This is a genomic window from Telluria sp. BA11, assembly GCF_056680305.1.
This window is the reverse complement of sequence record NZ_CM155275.1, coordinates 3,422,511-3,438,854: the sequence shown is the minus strand read 5'-3', so window position 1 is coordinate 3,438,854 and position 16,344 is coordinate 3,422,511. Positions and strand designations below refer to the sequence as shown.

The following is a 16,344-nucleotide window of genomic DNA, read 5'->3' as shown; positions in this document are numbered from 1 at the left end:
AGCGTCATGTCAAACCTGGTCACGGAGATTACCGAAAAAATCCAGATGCTGAACGCAACAGAGAAACAGCAAGTGCTACACATGCTGCTGCAGGATATCGACGGTCCCGATCAGGACGCCGATGAAGCGTGGCGCAATGAAGTCGTGCGGCGCGTGCAAGCCATTCACAACGGCGAAGCAGCCATTCGCGCATTGAAGGAATGGCAGGACTGACAGCGTTCGATTCGTCTGAAAAACAAAAAACCGCGGCATGCCGCGGTTTTTTTACGCCGGTGGGCGCTGGTTTATTTCGCCGCCTTTTTGGCAGGCGCTTTCTTGGCCGCCGGCTTCTTGGCCACTGCCTTCTTGGCGGCAGGTGCTTTCTTCGCCGCTGGCTTGGCGGCCGCCTTGCGCGCGGCCTTCACCGGTGCGGCTGCACCGTCGACCGTTGCCTCGGCGTCTGCGGCGCCATCGGCAGCGCCCGCCTTGACCTTGGCACCCGGCTTGGCCTTGCGCTCTTCGAACTCGAAGCTGATCTTGTTGTCCTTGCCACGCACCAGGAACGCCTTGAAGGCGCGCCGCGTGCGCTGCGACACAAAGCCCGGCAGCAGATCGGTCTTGCCTTCATTGAGCAACTTGCTCATCTGCTCAGGCAGGATTTCCTGCTGCAGGATGATGCGCCCGCTGCGGAAATCGCACGTCTTCGGCTTGGCCACACTGTGTTCGCACACATAGGCCAATGGCATTTCAAACACGCCACCGGTGCACTTCGGGCACGGACCGACCGGCGTCTGGCCAGTAAAGTCCACGCCTTCGCCATCGGCGCCTTCATCGTCCTGGCCAAAATCGAACTCGAGCTTGAAGTTCTTGATCTCTTCGTCGCGCACGATGCGCAGGATGGCGGCAAACGGGCGGCCCATCTTCGAGCGGAAGCCTTGCAGCGGGCCAATCGTGCGTTTTTCAAGCAGCTCTTCGACTTCGCTGATCTCGAACTGGCGGCTGCCCGGCGTCTTGCTCATCGAGAAATCGCATTTGGTGCAGGCGAAGCGGCGGTAGTTTTCCTTGACCACATTCGCGCAGTTCGGGCACGGGGTGGTGAGCGTCGCATAGTCGCCCGGGATCGTGTCGTTGCTGTATTCCTTGGCGCGCTTGACGATGATCTGGGTCATCTGGGCGATTTCGCGCATGAATTCTTCACGCGAGATCTTGCCCTTTTCCATTTGCGACAGCTTGAATTCCCATTCGCCGGTCAGCTCGGGCGCTGTCAGTTCATTCACACCCAGGCCGCGCAGCAAGGTCATCAGCTGCGAAGCTTTGGCGGTCGGCATCAGCTCGCGGCCTTCGCGCAGCAGGTATTTCTCGGTCAGCAGACCCTCGATGATGGCGGCGCGCGTTGCCGGCGTGCCCAGGCCCTTGCCGGCCATCGCGTCGCGCAGCTCGTCCGAGTCGATCAGCTTGCCGGCGCCTTCCATGGCCGACAGCAGCGTCGCTTCGTTGTAGCGCGCCGGTGGTTTGGTGACCAGGCCGTTGGCCGTGATTTTTTCGGTCAGGACCTTCTCGCCCTTGGCCACCGGCACCAGGTTGGCGCCATCCTTGTCGTCGCCCAGGTCCTTGCCGTACACGGCCAGCCAGCCGGGATTGGTCATGACCTTGCCTTCGGTCTTGAACTGGTGGCCCGAGACTTCGGTAAAGCGCGTCGTGACCAAAAATTCAGCGGCCGGGAAGAACACGGCCAGGAAGCGGCGCGTGACCAGGTCGTACAGTTTTTGTTCCGGCTCGGACAGGTTCTTCGGCACGATGCCGGTCGGGATGATCGCGAAGTGATCCGAAATCTTGGTGTTGTCGAAAATGCGCTTGTTCGGCTTGACCCAGCCGCCCTTGGTCACTTGCTTGGCGAACTGATTGTAGTTATTGGTCTCGGCCAGCGCGACGAGCGTTTCCTTGACCGTGGCGATATAGTCTTCTGGCAAGTGACGCGAATCGGTACGCGGGTAGGTCAGCACCTTGTGCTTTTCGTACAGCGCCTGGGCCAGGCCCAGCGTGTTCTTGGCCGAGAAACCGAAGCGGCCGTTGGCTTCGCGCTGCAGGCTGGTCAGGTCGAACAGCGCTGGCGCCATCGACGTGGTCGGCTTGGATTCTTCGGTGACGGCGCCCTGCTTGCCGCGGCAGGCGGCGGCGATCGAGTCGGCCGCGGTCTTGCTCCACAGGCGCTCGGCGCGTTTTTCAGGGTCGTTCTCGTCCTTCTTGAACTTCTGGTCGAGCCAACGGCCTTCGTAGATACCGGCGGCGCACACGAACTCGGCGCGCACTTCCCAGTAGTCGCGCGGGACGAATTTCTTGATCTTTTCTTCGCGCTCGACGACGATCGACAGCGTCGGCGTCTGCACGCGGCCGACGGTGGTCAGGTAGAAGCCGCCCTCTTTCGAGTTGAACGCTGTCATGGCGCGCGTGCCATTGATACCGATCAACCAATCGGCTTCGGAGCGGCAGCGCGCGGCGTCGGCCAGCGGCAGCATTTCTTCGTCGCTGCGCAGATTGGCGAAGCCGTCGCGGATCGCACCTGCCGTCATCGACTGCAGCCACAGGCGCTTGACCGGTTGCTTGGCCTTCGCGTTCTGCGCGATCAGGCGGAAGATCAGCTCACCCTCACGCCCGGCATCGCATGCGTTGATCAGAGTCGTGACATCTTTGCGCTTGATCAAACGATTCAACACCTTCAGGCGCGATTCGGTCTTGGCGATCGGGTTGAGCGCGAAGTACGGCGGGATCATCGGCAGGTGCGTGAAGCTCCACTTGCCGCGCTTGACGTCGTGCTCTTCTGGCACGGCGATTTCGAGCAGGTGGCCAACAGCCGACGAGAGCACGAATTCGTCCGATTCGAAGTACTCATCGTGCTTGGTGAAGCCGCCCAGCGTCTTGGCGATGTCGTTCGCGACCGACGGCTTCTCGGCGATGATGAGGGATTTGGTCATAGTGTTTCTCGTCGTACTGTCTATATAGTGTGGGGCTTGCGCATCATACATGCTCGGGCCAGCACCGGTGAAATTCTGGCCATCATGCCAGTTTGGTAACGTCCTGAAGGAAGCGGCCAATGATAAGCGGGTTTTCGCGCTTCCGGCAAGGGGCCGCCCCACGCTGGTGCATTCAGACAGACAGGCCGGAAATACAAAACGGGGCGCGCAGCCCCGTTCGTGTATTACCATTATTGCACCGAATTTAGTGCAATAAACGCGGCTCCTGCTCGTCGTCGTCGCTGAACAGATCGTCGAACATCAGCGCGTCCGGCTCCTTGCCCTGACTCCACAGCACCATCAACACGATGATCTTGAGTTTGCTCAAAGCAATGGGCGATTCGTCGCAGGCGAGCGCACGCTCGATGACGATTTCGCGCTGGATCGGGCCAAGGACCTTGGCGCTTTCGAGGAAAGCGATGAAGCCGATCGCTGCGCTGCCGAGCTCGATATATTCTTCGTCGACGTAGTAACGGGTGCCCGTGGACGCATCGATCGTTTCGGGCAGTGGCGCGTCGGTCAACCCGCCCAGCCAGTCGAGCGCCTCCGTGATTTCGATGTCATCGAAACCAACGGCGGAGAGCTTGCGCGCCAGGGCTGCCGGCTCGGGGCAGGCGTCGGGACGGTAGTACGTCTCGTAGAGATAGACCAGGATGTCGAACATAGTGACGCTACTGTAGCAGCTAAACTTCGTGAGGCACAAGTGGAGCACGCCAGCCACGCCGCACCACGGAAAAACCGTTGTATCCAAGCCTTGTTCAATAAGCCAGCTTATTAATAATGATTAAAAACAAGCACATACCATTCGCATAATACGGATCGGGAAGCACGAGCCCGCTGTCATTGTCGGTCATAAACACCCCCTGCCACGGCGCTGTCAGCGCCAGATGCGCTGCACGCGGCCGCCCGGCAACCGGGTCACGAGGCCAGCCAGTTCCAGCTCGAGCAGGCGCGCGCCAAGCATCCCCGGATCGAGCGCCAGGCGGGCCAGCAGCTCGTCGAGCGCGACCGGTTCGTGGCCCAGGGCGTCAAGCAGGATGGCGTCGTCCTCCGACCCAGGTGCGGCAGCATCGACCTGCGGCAACCCTGCCAGCGGCGACATGCGCATGGCCATCAACACATCGTCCACCGTCTCGACCAGTTGCGCGCCTTCGCGAATCAGGCGGTGGCAGCCCTTGGTCAGCGCCGAATGGATGGAACCGGGCAGCGCGAACACCTCGCGGCCCTGCTCGGCCGCCAGTTGCGCCGTGATCAGCGAGCCGGACTGCGCCGCCGCCTCGATCACCAGCACGCCGGCTGCCAGGCCGCTGATGATGCGGTTGCGGCGCGGGAAATTGGCGGCCAGTGGCGGCATGCCCAGAGGATATTCGCTGACGATGCAGCCTTGTGCGGCGATCCGGTGCGCCAGCGCCCGGTTGCGCGCCGGATAGACGCGGTCCAGGCCCGTGCCGACGACGGCGATCGTCGAGCCGACTCCACGCAGCGCGCCTTCGTGCGCCGCCGTATCGATCCCCAGCGCCAGCCCCGACACCACGCACAGCCCGGCGCCGGACAGCGCGGCGGCAAACGACTCGGCATCCACCCTGCCCTGCACGCTGGCATTGCGGCTGCCCACGACCGCAACGAGCGGCTGCGCCAGCATTGCTACGCGGCCACTGACATATAACAGCAGCGGCGGATCGGGAATCTCGGCCAGCGCCGGCGGATAGCGTGGGTCGTCGAACGTGACGAGATGATGGCCAGGCACGGCCAGCCAGGCCAGCGTGGCCTCGATGAGTGCCGCCAGTGCAGGCGTGACCGGGGCGCAGATGGCGCGTGCCTGGGCCGGGGTGACATGGGCGCTCAGCGCTTGCGGGCCAGCGCGCAGGATGGCGCCGGGGGTGCCGAACACGGCCAGCAGCGCGTGCACGCTGCGGCGCCCTACCCCGGCCGCCTGTTCCAGGCGCAGCCAGTCGGCGATTGGGGTAGCGTGCTGGTCCGGCGTTGGGTGGGGGTCCGTGGCCTGCACGGCAGGGTTACTCCGGTGATTTGACCACGTCGCCGACTTGCACGGGCGCTGTTACCGTCATGATCAAGCCGTACGAGACGTTCTTGAACACGCGGAAGATGAACAGGCTGCCGTTTTGCTCGTCAGGCATTTTCAACTGGGCACGCCCCATGCCGAGGAAACCCCGGCTCGCCGGGTCGGGCACAGTCTTCCCGACATGATAGAGCTGCAGCACGGCGCCGACATCGAGTCCGTCAACCGCGCCCCGGTTGACAGTCACGACCTGACTCTGGCCGGCGTAAGTCACGCCGGCGTAAATCGACATCACGCGCGCATCGATCGGTTGCAGCGGCGCATGCGGCACATAGTTGCGCACCGGCGTGGGTGGCTGCGGCACCAGCAGGTCGCCCACACCCATTTCGCGCACGGTGTCGACGACCTGGAACGTATGCGCATCGACGCCGGGGCCGGCCGGGGTGACGAGCTTGACGCTGCCCAGGAAGGCCGCCTCATGCGCCATCACCTTGCCGGTCTGCGGATCGCGCAGCACGGTGCCGGGGCGGAACACCTGGTACACCGTGTCGCTCGTGAGCGCACCATGGACGTACACGCGGTCGCCCATGCCCAGGTAGAAACGGCCTTCCTGCGAGGCGACGATGCGCGGCGCGCCGGCCAGCTCGTCGGCTTCGACCACCAGCGGCTGGGTCAGGTACGGCTCGATGGCGCCAGCGGGAATCGACGGCACCGCGCCCTGGCCCGTGCCTTCACTGCGCACTTGCGGCGACAGGCGCGTCAGCGGCGGCTGGCCCCGGCCATCGCCATCTTCGCCGGGCCGGTTGAACGACAGGCGCCCGCGCGCGCGGTCGAACCAGATCACCTGGCCCGGATAGATCCAGTGCGGGTTGCGGATTTCATCACGGTTCATGCCCCAGACCTGCGGCCAGCACCATGGGTTGCGCAAGAACTTGCCAGAAATATCCCAGAGGGTGTCGCGCTTGACGACGACATGCTTGTCGGGGGCGTCGGGACGGAACGCGCAGGTCGCCGACGGGGTGGCAGTATCCGTCTGGGCCACGGCGGCGCCGCTCGCGGCGCAGGCCAGCAAGGCCACCGCTGCAGCATGGGCCATGACTGTGCTAAAATTTTTCATTGAAGACGTCCGTTAAGTCCGGCGTTAAGACAGCGTAAATCCGAATACGATTGCAGGCCGCGCGCGCAGTGCGCCCGGCCGCGGCGCCAGAAGCATCACGACGTACCGCTCCCCGCCCACGGAAGGGTTGCTGTATAGAATCAAATTCTGCACACAATTGCCTGAACTAGCAAGACAAACCGGCGTTTGTCCTGCGGGGCGTGTGGCGCATTTGCTGTCTGAAATTGCCTGCGCTCCAGCACCCCGTCAACCGCACCCACCTCTCGAAATCCGAACTGATCATGGCCCTACTCGACATCCTTCGCTATCCCGACCCACGCCTGCACAAGATTGCCACGCCCGTGACCGAATTCGGCACCGAGCGCCTGCGCACCCTGGTAGCCGACATGGCCGACACCATGTATGACGCGCCCGGTGTCGGCCTGGCTGCGAGCCAGGTGGACGTGCACGAGCAAGTCGTCACGATCGACGTGACCGAAGCGCAGGACGATCTGATGGTCTTCATCAATCCTGAAATCACCTGGTCGAGCGAAGAGCGCGCCGTGTACGACGAAGGCTGCCTGTCGGTGCCGGGCGTGTACGACGGCGTCGAGCGGCCATCGCGCGTCAAGGTGCGCGCCTTCGATCTCGAGGGCAAGGAATTCACGGTTGACGCCGATGGCCTGCTGGCCGTCTGCATCCAGCACGAGATGGATCACCTCAAGGGCAAGGTGTTTGTCGAATACCTGTCGCCTTTGAAACGCAACCGCATCAAGGCCAAGCTGCAGAAGGAAGAGCGCGGCCTGGCGCGTGAAGCGGCCCAGCGCGGCGCGCGTCGTTGATGAAAGTCGTCTTTGCCGGCACGCCGGAGTTTGCCGCCGTCGCCCTGCGCGCGATCCACGAAGCCGGCTTCACCGTGCCGCTGGTCCTGACCCAGCCCGACCGCCCGGCCGGGCGCGGGATGCAGTTGCAGGCTTCCAGCGTCAAGCAATACGCGCTGGCGCATGGCATGCCGGTGGCGCAGCCGCTGTCGCTGCGCACCGACAGCAAGGATCCGGAGCGCGCCGAACAGGCCCGCGCGGCCCATGCGCAGTTGCTGGCGCTGGACTACGACGTGATGGTGGTGGCGGCCTATGGCCTGATCCTGCCGCGCAGCACGCTCGACATCCGCCCCTGCATCAATATTCACGGCTCGCTGCTGCCGCGCTGGCGCGGTGCGGCGCCGATCCATCGCGCGATCGAAGCGGGCGACCCTGACGCTGGCGTGACCATCATGCAAATGGAAGAAGGCCTCGACACCGGTCCGATGCTGCTGATGGAAGGCTTGCCGATCGACGCCACCGACACCACCGGCACGCTGCACGACAAGGTCGCGGCGCTGGGCGCACGCATGATCGTCGAGGCGCTGCACAAGATGGCCGCCGGCGAACTCGTGGCCACGCCGCAGCCAGAGGCCGGCGTGACCTACGCGGCCAAGATCACGAAAGAAGAAGCGAAGCTCGATTTCGCGCTGCCGGCGGGCGTCCTGGCGCGCAAGATCCGTGCGTTCAATCCGTTCCCCGGTGCGAACGGCATCGTCGATGGCGTGGCGGTCAAGATCTGGCATGCCGACGCCGTCGATGGCAGCGGCGCGCCGGGCCGGGTGCTGCAGGCCGATGCGGGCGGAATCGTGGTGGCGTGCGGCTCGGGCGCGCTGCGCCTGACCGAGCTGCAGAAACCAGGCGGCAAGCGCCTGGCGGCGGCGGAATTCCTGAAAGGGTTTGCGCTGGCGGGATTAACCTTTAGCTGAGCCGCTACGGGCTCCGGATACGACAAGGCAGCCCGCGGGCTGCCGTTTTTGTCTTCACGCCGTGAAAAAGGCGCCTCGCCGGCGCCTTGCAACTGCTTACTCTGCCTGCGAATTACGCTGGGCATCCATGTGTTCACGCAGAACCTGGTTGATGCGGGTCTGATAGCCAGGACCTGCGGTCTTGAACCATTCCAGCATATCCACATCCAGACGGATCGTGACGATCTGTTTCACACCATTGCTGGCGACTTGCGGCTTCGACGATGCTGCTGAGTCCGGGCTGCTGTCAATTGGCTGATCCCAATCCGGTCGGTATTCTTTGTTCATGCGTAATCCCATCTGTTCACGCCACTCGCGGTGGCTTGACTTCATTGTCGTCTCACCATGTAACGTAAAGATTGCTGTTAAGTCGCGAATTGTAACGCCATGTAACACATGCCATGTTACATACAAAAGGATACATACATGGGTCGGACTTTCAGCGATATCAACGGCTTGACGTATAATCGTAGACCGCCCAACAGGCTCCATCTGCCAAGCCGCCCTCCTCGAAAGACCTCACCATGAACGCCCGCTCCAACGCCATCTCGCCGATCGAAACCCAGCTGCGTGACATCCTCTCGCGCCGTATCATGATCCTGGATGGCGCGATGGGCACGATCATCCAGCAGTACAAGCTCGATGAAGCGGCGTACCGGGGCGAGCGGTTTGCGACCTTTGCCGCGCCCGAAGGCAGCGGCGCGCGCGAACTGTTCGTCAAGGGCAATAACGAGCTGCTGACGCTGACGCAGCCGCAGATCATCCAGGAAATCCACGAGCGCTACCTGGCTGCCGGCGCCGACCTGCTCGAGACAAACACGTTCGGCGCGACCGGCGTGGCGCAGGACGACTATCACATGGCGCACCTGGCCTACGAGATGAACGTGCAGGCCGCCAGACTGGCGCGCGCCGCCTGCGACAAGTACTCGACGCCGGACAAGCCGCGCTTTGTCGCCGGCGCGCTCGGCCCGACGCCCAAGACCGCCTCGATTTCGCCCGACGTGAACGACCCGGCGGCGCGCAACGTGACCTTCGACCAGCTGGTCGCGTCTTACCATGAGCAGGTGCGCGGCCTGGTCGATGGCGGCGCCGACGTGCTGCTGGTCGAGACGATCTTCGATACGCTCAACTGCAAGGCGGCGCTGTTCGCCATCGACCTCTACTTCGACGAACACCCGGGTGTGCCGCGCCTGCCCCTGATGATCTCGGGCACCGTGACCGATGCCTCGGGCCGTATCCTGTCGGGCCAGACCGTGCCGGCCTTCTGGAACTCGGTGCGCCACGCAAAACCGCTGACGATTGGCCTGAACTGCGCGCTGGGCGCGGCCCTGATGCGCCCCTATGCGCAAGAACTGTCGAACATCGCCGACACGTTCGTCTGCATCTACCCGAACGCCGGCCTGCCCAACCCGATGAGCGACACGGGCTTTGACGAGCTGCCCGCAGACACGTCCGCGCTGCTGCGTGAATTCGCGGACGCGGGCTTCATCAATATCGCCGGCGGCTGCTGCGGCACGACGCCGGAGCACATCAACGCAATCGCGACCATCCTCGAGCAGCACGCGCCGCGTAAGGTCCCCGAGATCCCGGTGGCGATGCGCCTGTCGGGCCTCGAGCCGTTCACGATCGACGAGTCGTCGCTGTTCGTCAACGTCGGCGAGCGTACCAACGTGACGGGTTCGAAAGCATTCGCACGCATGATCCTCAACGAGCAGTTCGACGAGGCGCTGTCGGTCGCGCGCCAGCAGGTCGAGAACGGCGCCCAGGTCATCGACATCAATATGGACGAAGCGATGCTCGACTCGCAGGCGGCCATGACGCGCTTTTTGAACCTGATCGCGTCGGAGCCCGATATTTCGCGCGTGCCGGTGATGATCGACTCGTCCAAGTGGTCGGTGATCGAGGCGGGCCTGAAGTGCGTGCAGGGCAAGGCGATCGTCAACTCGATCTCGATGAAGGAAGGCGAAGAAGAATTCATTCGCCAGGCGATCCTGTGCCGCCGCTACGGCGCGGCCGTGATCGTGATGGCATTCGACGAGCAGGGCCAGGCCGACACCTTCGCGCGCAAGACCGAGATCTGCGCGCGCGCCTACAAGGTGCTGACCGAGCAGGTGGGCTTCCCGCCCGAAGACATCATCTTCGACCCGAACATTTTCGCGATCGCGACCGGCATCGAAGAACACGACAACTACGCCAACGACTTCATTCAGGCGTGCCAGTGGATCCGCGACAACCTGCCGTACGCGAAGATCTCGGGCGGCGTGTCGAACGTGTCATTCAGCTTCCGCGGCAACGATCCGGCGCGTGAAGCGATCCACACCGTGTTCCTGTACCACGCGATCAAGGCGGGGCTGACGATGGGCATCGTCAACGCCGGCATGGTCGGCGTCTACGACAACCTGGCGCCCGAACTGCGCGAGCGCGTCGAGGACGTCGTGCTCAATCGCCGCAAGGACGCCACTGAACGCATGATCGAGATCGCCGGCACGCTGAAAGCCGGCGGCAACAAGCAGGAACAGAACCTCGAGTGGCGTGAAGCGACGGTCGAGAAGCGCCTGGCGCACGCGCTGGTGCACGGCATCACGCAGTGGATCGTCGAGGACACCGAAGAAATGCGCCAGCAGGTGCTGGCGGCGAACGGCCGCCCGATCCACGTGATCGAAGGCCCGCTGATGGACGGCATGAACATCGTCGGCGACCTGTTCGGCCAGGGCAAGATGTTCCTGCCGCAGGTGGTAAAGTCGGCGCGCGTGATGAAGCAGGCCGTGGCGCACCTGGTGCCGTTCATCGAAGAAGAGAAGGCGCTTGAAGAAGCGCGCACCGGCATCGTCTCCAAGCCGAAGGGCAAGATGGTAATCGCCACCGTCAAGGGCGACGTGCACGACATCGGCAAGAACATCGTCTCGGTCGTCATGCAGTGCAATAACTTCGAGATCGTCAATATGGGCGTGATGGTGCCATGCGCGGACATCCTCGCGCGTGCGAAAGAAGAAAACGCCGACATGGTGGGCCTGTCGGGCCTGATCACGCCATCGTTAGAAGAGATGGCGCACGTGGCGCGCGAGATGCAGCGCGATCCGTACTTCCGCGACCGCAAGATGCCGCTCCTGATCGGCGGCGCAACCACCAGCCGCGCGCACACGGCCGTGAAGATCGCGCCGTTCTACGACGGCCCGGTGGTATACGTGCCGGATGCATCGCGTTCGGTCTCGGTCGGTCAGTCGCTGGTCACGGACGACACACGTGACGCCTACATCATCGAGCTGGCCCAGGACTACGAACGCATCCGCATCCAGCACGCCAGCAAGAAGGCGCTGCCGATGCTCACGCTCGAGCAGGCCCGCGCCAACAAGGCACGCCTTGATTTCGCACCGGTAAAACCGAAGTTCATTGGCCGCCGCATCTTCAAGAACGTCGACCTGGGCATGATCGCGCGCTACATCGACTGGGGTCCGTTCTTCCAGACCTGGGATCTGGCCGGCCCGTTCCCCGGCATCCTCACCGATGCGGTGGTGGGCGACGCCGCCAGCAAGGTGTTTGCCGAAGGCCAGGCAATGCTCAAGCGAATCATCGAAGGCCGCTGGCTGTCGGCCAACGGCGTCATCGCGCTGCTGCCGGCGAACACGGTGCATGACGACGACATCGAAATCTACACGGACGAATCGCGCTCGCAAGTGGCGCTGACCTGGTACGGCCTGCGCCAGCAGGGCGTGAAACCCATGGTGAACGGCGAGCAGCGCCCGAACCAGTGCATCGCCGATTTCATCGCACCAAAGGACAGCGGCGTCGCCGACTATATCGGCATGTTCGCCGTGACGGCCGGCCTGGGCATCGAAAAGCACGAGCAGCGTTTCGAAGCGGCGCACGACGACTACTCGTCGATCATGCTCAAGTCGCTGGCCGACCGCCTGGCCGAAGCCTTCGCCGAATACCTGCACGAGCGCGTGCGCACCGACCTGTGGGGTTACGCCGTCGGCGAAGACCTGAGCAACGAAGCGCTGATCGCCGAAAAATACCTCGGCATCCGCCCTGCCCCCGGCTATCCGGCCTGCCCCGAGCACACAGTCAAAGCCGACATGTTCGCCACGCTGCAAGCCGAAGAAATCGGCATGCAACTGACCGAGTCCTACGCCATGTACCCCGGCGCCGCCGTCTCCGGCTTCTACCTGGCCCACCCCGACTCGAAGTACTTCGTCGTCGGCAAGATCGGGAACGACCAGGTCGACGACATGGCCACCCGCCGCAACATGGACAAACAAGAAGTCGAACGCCACCTGGCCCCCAACCTCTCCTGACCCACAATTAGGGTCAGAGTAGAATTAATAAGTAATTTTTCCTGAGATCACTAATTTTAATTAGGGTCAGAGTCGAATTATTGAGCAATTGCTCTCTTTGACAACGGGCTGGGCCATTCGAGGCCATGCAAATTGGAAAAGTTGTCAAACAATTCGACTCTGACCCTAATTGTTGGGTAATTGCTTTTCTGTGGCGGGATGCGAAACGGGCCGGCAGTTTCCTGGCGGCCCGGTCGGGGTGATGCTGCTGGTGGCGTCAGATCGCGTAGCGTACGACCTTGTCGCTCCATTCGAATGCGGCCACTTCGAGCTCGGCCAGGTCGTCGCCGTCGAAGGCCAGCGACTTGAGGCCGGCGAGCATGTCGTCCTGCTCGTCGTCCATGCGCTCGATCGATTCGGCCAGCTTGAGCAGCTCGCCAAAGAAGCCCGTGCGGTTCAGGAGCGCGGTGCGCACTTCGTCGATCACGGGGATCTGTTCGACGATGTCGCGCATCGGAATGCAGAACAGCGTGTCCATCAGCGACATCATGCCGACCGTGAACGCGATGTCGGCGACGTTGCGCTGCGCCGGGCGCATGCGCTGGGCCAGCAGCTCCATCAGGCGCGCGCGGGTCGTGGCCAGCATCAGGAGCGGGCTCTGGCTGTGGCCGCGCACATCAGGCTCGGCAAACAGCAGGATCTGCAGCCAGCGCTGCAACTGGCGCCGGCCCAGCAGGTTCAAGGCCTGGCTGATCGATTCGATGCGGCGCCCTGCCCCGACTGCCGGCGTATTCACCAGGCGCAGCAGGTTCAGGCCAATCGTCACTTCACGTTTGACCACCTGCTCGATTTCGGCATTGTCGGCATCCGACGTGATCAGGTTCATCAGGTCGAGCACCGTCGTCTGCGACGGCGACAACTTGCGCCCTGCGATCACGGATGGCTTGGCAAAGTAATAGCCCTGGAAATAGTCGAAGCCGACGTCCAGGCAGGTCCGGTATTCGGTGAGGTTCTCGACCTTCGCCGCAACCAGCCGCTTGCCGGTGTTGCGCAGGCGCGGTGCGAGCGACAGCATCGTCACGAGCGGCAGCGCGCGCAGGTCCATCTTGACGAAATCGATCACAGGCAAGAAACGCGACAGCGCCTGGCCGTGGGCCGACGCTTCGGCAGCAAAGCGAAAGCCGTGCGACGCCAGATGCGTCATGCGCTCGATGACGTCGGCATCGGGCTCGACCGAGCTGACGATGTCCAGCACCGTGCGCTCGCGCGGCATGAACGCGAACATGTCGCTCATCAACGCGTCCTTGTCGACATTGATGAACGCCGTCGCATCGCCAATCGCGCGTGGCAGGCCGAGCTGGGACGCGTGGTGGATGACGCTGGCGCTGGCCGACAGCCCGGACTCGAACTCCGCCGGCCCCTGGGCACTGCCGCGGAACAGCAATTCGTAGCCATACAGTGCCTGGTTGCGGTCCAGCACCGGCTGGCGCGCCAAGAAGAAATTGCGCATGCGCAGTGGCTGGGATGCCTCGTCGAGGCGGGCTGTATCGGTCATATCATTCTCAATATCGCGGCAACCGATCTACTTTACCGCATCCCAATGACAGTTGGGTTTCCTAGCATAAATTTTTTGTGAGAATGTTGGGGAACGATCAACCCGCTGACAAGGTCGCCACATCCTGCGGCAAGCCATCGACGAACACCTTGAGTTCGCCCGGCGCGAAATGGGTCCATGCCTCGTTCGTCGTCAGCGGTTCAGTCACGATGATCGCGACCCGGTCATCGGGCGTCGTCACCTGCGAAAAGTCGACCGACAGGTCTTCGTCCGACAGGCAGGCCGTCACGAACGGGTGTTTGCGCACGACGTAGCACAGCTTGGTCGAGCAATGCGTGTACAGCGCCGTGCCATCGGACAGCATCATGTTGAAGGTGCCATGGGCGGCGATGCCGGGAATGATGCGCTCGAGTGCGCCAGCGAGCGCGGCGCGCGTGGGCGCCGTATCGCCGAACTCGCGGCGCAGGCTTTGCAGCAGGAAGCAGAAGGCCAGCTCGCTGTCGGTCGTGCCGACGGGCCGGAATGCGCCATCGAGGACGGGCGCGAACGCTTTAAGGTCGCCGTTATGGGCAAACACCCAATAGCGGCCCCACAACTCACGCACGAACGGATGACAGTTTTCCAGCGCCACCTGGCCGACGGTGGCCTTGCGGATATGGGCAATGACGTTGGTGGACTTGATCGGGTAACGCTTGATCAGCTCGGCGATCGACGACGCAATCGCTGCCTGGTGATCGACGAAGTGGCGTACGCCCGTCCCTTCGAAGAACGCGATCCCCCAGCCATCATGGTGGGTATCGGTGCGGCCGCCGCGGTGGGCGAAGCCGGTAAAAGAGAAGACAATGTCAGTGGGGACATTGCAGTTCATTCCAAGTAACTGGCACATGGGTACAGCTTCGTATGCTACTGAAATGAAAGCGCCATCACCTTGGCTGGCGATGGCGGGACAGGTACTTCGACACCGGCTTAATGCAGCACCACCGGTTGGCTCATCAGGGTGTCGTACTCGCCGAGGAACTCGTCGATTTCTTCCATCGTCGGTTCGCTGGCGATCAGGTTGTTGACATCGCGCCGGAACGATTGCGCGAGTCGGCCGCCGATGAACGCTTCGCGCCGGCCGGCCTTGTCGACGATCTCGAAGCCACCAAAGCGCAGTGCTTCGAGTTCACGGTCGACGCCGAATTCGACGACGCTGTACTGTTCACTGTTATAGATCATGTTCATGTTGACTCCTTCGATCAGAAAGTTGGTGCCAGCCTGCCGGATGGCGGCGAATGGCAGGCTGTTCACTTCGATAAAGAGGTGGGGCTGGCCAGCTGGATTTCAAGTGAACGCACCCGTAAAACTCAGGCGTGCACGGTCGGTTCCAGGGCCAACAGCTGATCGTATGGCGGTGCTGCAAGCCACGATCGCAACTGATCAAGGTGTTCGCTGCTCGCCAGACCGATGAACAGGCGCCGAGGGCGTTGGCGCAGCAGACGATTCAATGTTACACGCAAAACCAGATTGCCGTCGCAGCACAGGCAGCCCGGCGCGATGCGCATGACCTGCAGGCCGGGACCCGTTTCAAGGGGCGTGGCCGCCACGCCCAGGCCTTCGAGGATGACAGCGTCGAACGGGATGGCGGGTGCCGGCAGGCGGCTTGCGGGAGAGGCCGCTCCGTCAGCAGCAAGGCTGCTGACGGACGCAGAAGATGCAGAGGCTGCATCGAATGGCGTGGCCAACAGCGCCGCAATGGCCGCTTCGCGCGCCGCCGCCGTCGAACCGGTAACGAGACTGGTGGCCGCGCGGGCCATCAGCCCCCTTTCTTGGCCAGCTTGCCCGGCTCGACGCCCAGCTGCTTGAGCTTGCGGTACAAGTGGGTGCGCTCCAGGCCCGTCTTTTCGGCCACGCGCGTCATGCTGCCGCCTTCGCGGCCCAGGTGGTGCTCGAAGTACATGCGCTCGAATGCGTCGCGTGCCTCGCGCAGCGGCAGGTCGAACGACAGCGTGTAACCGGTGCCCTCGCCCTGCGACATCGCATGCACCATGCGCGCGCCGTTGCCAAGGGCCGCGCCGGCGCCCGGCTGCGTATTGGCCGATGCGAACATCGGCGCCGATGCCGATGCCGATGCGGATGCCGCGCCGCCGCCATCGAGCGCCATGCTTGGCACGCTCGGTGCGATCGGGCGCGGTGGCGCCATCGGTGCACGCGCGACTTCCTGCGCGCGGCTCAGGCCCTGCTGCACGGCCTTGAGCAGCTTTTGCAGTGCGATCGGTTTCTCGAGGAAGTTCAGCGCGCCGATGCGCGTTGCTTCGACTGCGGTGTCGATGGTCGCGTGACCCGACATCATGATGACCGGCATGGTCAGCAGGCCGTCGCGCTGCCATTCCTTGAGCAGCGTGACACCATCGGTGTCAGGCATCCAGATATCGAGCAGCACGAGATCCGGGGCGCCGGCCGCGCGCGCCTCACGCGCTTGCTGCGCGTTCTCGGCCAGGGTGATGGCATGACCTTCGTCACCGAGAATCTCGGACAGCAGCTCCCGGATTCCCATTTCATCGTCAACTACCAGTATGTTCGCCATCTCTTCTACCTTCCT

14 protein-coding genes are annotated in these 16,344 nt (G+C 63.2%); 4 read left to right on the top strand and 10 right to left on the bottom strand.

Going from position 1 to position 16,344, the window contains the following annotated elements; translation table 11 throughout:
* The first annotated feature begins 6 nt into the window (after positions 1-6).
* The gene (locus tag AC1MGT_RS15125) at positions 7-213 is read left to right on the top strand and encodes an addiction module protein (protein ID WP_332532557.1); all 207 of its coding nucleotides are present in this window, start codon (positions 7-9) and stop codon (positions 211-213) included.
* Positions 214-284: 71 nt separating this feature from the next.
* Here the strand turns inward: AC1MGT_RS15125 and AC1MGT_RS15120 are convergent, their stop codons facing one another.
* The 4 genes from AC1MGT_RS15120 to AC1MGT_RS15105 form a co-directional block, all read right to left on the bottom strand.
* Positions 285-2,951: a DNA topoisomerase III gene (locus AC1MGT_RS15120; RefSeq protein WP_499500831.1), complete on the bottom strand. Its 2,667-nt coding sequence runs from the start codon at positions 2,949-2,951 to the stop codon at positions 285-287.
* Positions 2,952-3,195: 244 nt separating this feature from the next.
* On the bottom strand, positions 3,196-3,654 hold the full coding sequence (locus AC1MGT_RS15115; RefSeq protein WP_183556726.1) for a Smg family protein: 459 nt from the start codon (positions 3,652-3,654) through the stop codon (positions 3,196-3,198).
* Positions 3,655-3,867: 213 nt separating this feature from the next.
* On the bottom strand, positions 3,868-4,998 hold the full coding sequence (gene dprA / locus AC1MGT_RS15110; protein ID WP_499500830.1) for a DNA-processing protein DprA: 1,131 nt from the start codon (positions 4,996-4,998) through the stop codon (positions 3,868-3,870).
* Between the two features lie 7 nt (positions 4,999-5,005).
* A complete protein-coding gene (locus AC1MGT_RS15105; protein ID WP_499500829.1) occupies positions 5,006-6,127 on the bottom strand; it encodes a LysM peptidoglycan-binding domain-containing protein in 1,122 nt (373 codons plus the stop codon).
* A gap of 281 nt (positions 6,128-6,408) precedes the next feature.
* Here AC1MGT_RS15105 and def point away from each other — a divergent pair, with 281 nt between their 5' ends.
* Together def and fmt are read left to right on the top strand one after the other, a co-directional pair.
* Positions 6,409-6,948, top strand: a complete 540-nt coding sequence (gene def, locus AC1MGT_RS15100; protein WP_499500828.1) for a peptide deformylase — start codon at positions 6,409-6,411, stop codon at positions 6,946-6,948.
* The gene (gene fmt, locus AC1MGT_RS15095; protein ID WP_499500827.1) at positions 6,948-7,895 is read left to right on the top strand and encodes a methionyl-tRNA formyltransferase; all 948 of its coding nucleotides are present in this window, start codon (positions 6,948-6,950) and stop codon (positions 7,893-7,895) included. The genes def and fmt overlap by 1 nt, the downstream gene beginning before the upstream one ends.
* Positions 7,896-7,991: 96 nt before the next feature.
* On the opposite strand, the gene AC1MGT_RS15090 is transcribed toward fmt, so the two are convergent.
* On the bottom strand, positions 7,992-8,222 hold the full coding sequence (locus AC1MGT_RS15090; protein WP_183557529.1) for a BrnA antitoxin family protein: 231 nt from the start codon (positions 8,220-8,222) through the stop codon (positions 7,992-7,994).
* Between the two features lie 236 nt (positions 8,223-8,458).
* Between AC1MGT_RS15090 and metH the strand changes: the two genes are divergently transcribed.
* Positions 8,459-12,229 (top strand): methionine synthase, encoded by a 3,771-nt coding sequence (gene metH, locus AC1MGT_RS15085; protein WP_499500826.1) that lies wholly within the window; start codon positions 8,459-8,461, stop codon positions 12,227-12,229.
* Positions 12,230-12,485: 256 nt separating this feature from the next.
* Here metH and AC1MGT_RS15080 read toward each other — a convergent pair whose 3' ends face one another.
* The 5 genes from AC1MGT_RS15080 to AC1MGT_RS15060 all read right to left on the bottom strand — a co-directional run bounded on the left by AC1MGT_RS15080 (position 12,486) and on the right by AC1MGT_RS15060 (position 16,329).
* A complete protein-coding gene (locus AC1MGT_RS15080) occupies positions 12,486-13,763 on the bottom strand; it encodes an EAL and HDOD domain-containing protein (protein ID WP_499500825.1) in 1,278 nt (425 codons plus the stop codon).
* A gap of 97 nt (positions 13,764-13,860) precedes the next feature.
* On the bottom strand, positions 13,861-14,649 hold the full coding sequence (locus AC1MGT_RS15075; RefSeq protein WP_499500824.1) for a class II glutamine amidotransferase: 789 nt from the start codon (positions 14,647-14,649) through the stop codon (positions 13,861-13,863).
* A gap of 80 nt (positions 14,650-14,729) precedes the next feature.
* Positions 14,730-14,987 (bottom strand): BTH_I0359 family protein, encoded by a 258-nt coding sequence (locus tag AC1MGT_RS15070; RefSeq protein WP_183556710.1) that lies wholly within the window; start codon positions 14,985-14,987, stop codon positions 14,730-14,732.
* Between the two features lie 122 nt (positions 14,988-15,109).
* Positions 15,110-15,559: a GTPase gene (locus AC1MGT_RS15065; protein ID WP_499500823.1), complete on the bottom strand. Its 450-nt coding sequence runs from the start codon at positions 15,557-15,559 to the stop codon at positions 15,110-15,112.
* Positions 15,559-16,329: a response regulator gene (locus AC1MGT_RS15060; protein ID WP_499500822.1), complete on the bottom strand. Its 771-nt coding sequence runs from the start codon at positions 16,327-16,329 to the stop codon at positions 15,559-15,561. Before AC1MGT_RS15060 ends, AC1MGT_RS15065 begins: the two co-directional genes overlap by 1 nt.
* Positions 16,330-16,344 lie beyond the last annotated feature (15 nt).